General features: G+C 69.4%; 1 protein-coding gene. It reads left to right on the top strand.

Annotated features, from left to right (window positions below):
* Positions 1 to 107 precede the first annotated feature (107 nt).
* Positions 108 to 1,085, top strand: coding sequence for an IS481 family transposase (locus AC3A5R_RS23085; protein ID WP_487623116.1), 978 nt, complete (start codon positions 108 to 110; stop codon positions 1,083 to 1,085).
* Positions 1,086 to 1,100: the final 15 nt, after the last annotated feature.

Raw genomic sequence — 1,100 nt, 5'->3', positions numbered from 1 at the left:
CCTAGGTGTACTCGGCCAGCAGGTTGGTGACACCTCGGCGTTGACGACGAGGAGAACCTCCGGGTGAGGTGAGGAGTGTCTACGTCCCGCACCGCCCGGAGGTTCTCGTGTCCCACGCTAACGCCCGTCTGAATGTCCATGGTCGCCGACTGTTGGTGGACCGGGTCCGCCGGCAGGGATGGGCGATCGCGCACGCCGCCAAGGCGATGGGCATCTCGCGGCAGTGTGCCCACCGCTGGGTGGCTCGGTTCGACGCCGAAGGTGAGGCCGGGCTCGCCGACCGGTCCTGCCGGCCGCACACCAGCCCCAACCGGACGCCGGCAGCGCTGGAGGCCGCGCTGGTGGCGGCCCGGGCCACTCACCGGCGCGGGCAGGACTGGCTCGGACCCGAGCTCGGGCTGGCGCCGCGCACCGCGGGACGCATCCTGCGCCGACACCACGTGCCCTACCTGCGTGACTGTGACCCGCTCACTGGCGTACTGATCCGCTCGAGCAAGACCACCGCGGTGCGCTACGAACGCGAACGTCCCGGCGAGCTGGTTCATGTCGACGTCAAGAAGATCGGCCGGATCCCGGACGGCGGAGGCTGGAAGGCCCACGGCCGCGCCGCGACCGAGGCCGCTAAGGGCCGACGTCCACGGGTCGGCTACGACTACGTCCACTCGATGGTCGATGACCACTGCCGCCTGGCCTACAGCGAGATCCACCCGGACGAGACCGCCACGACGTGCGCCGCGTTCCTGACCCGGGCCTTCGCCTACTTCGCCCAGCACGGCATCACGACCATCCAGCGGGTCATGACCGACAACGCGTTCGCCTACCGCCACGGCCGCCTCTTTCGCGAGGTCGTGGCCTCCGCCGGCGCGCGACAGAAGTTCATCAAGCCCCACTGCCCGTGGCAGAACGGGAAGGTCGAGAGGTACAACCGGACCTTGGCCACCGAGTGGGCCTACCGACAGGTCTTCACGAGCAACGAGGAACGAACCGCGGCCCTTGCGCCCTGGCTCGAGCACTACAACACTCGACGACGCCACACCGCCCTCGACGGGCTCCCACCGATCAGCCGCCTGTCACCAACGTCATGACCGGGTACACCTAGG

It is taken from the genome of Intrasporangium sp. Soil_C_50 (assembly GCF_057656595.1).
The sequence above is the reverse complement of the archived record's forward strand: the minus strand, read 5'-3'. Positions and strand labels throughout refer to the sequence as shown.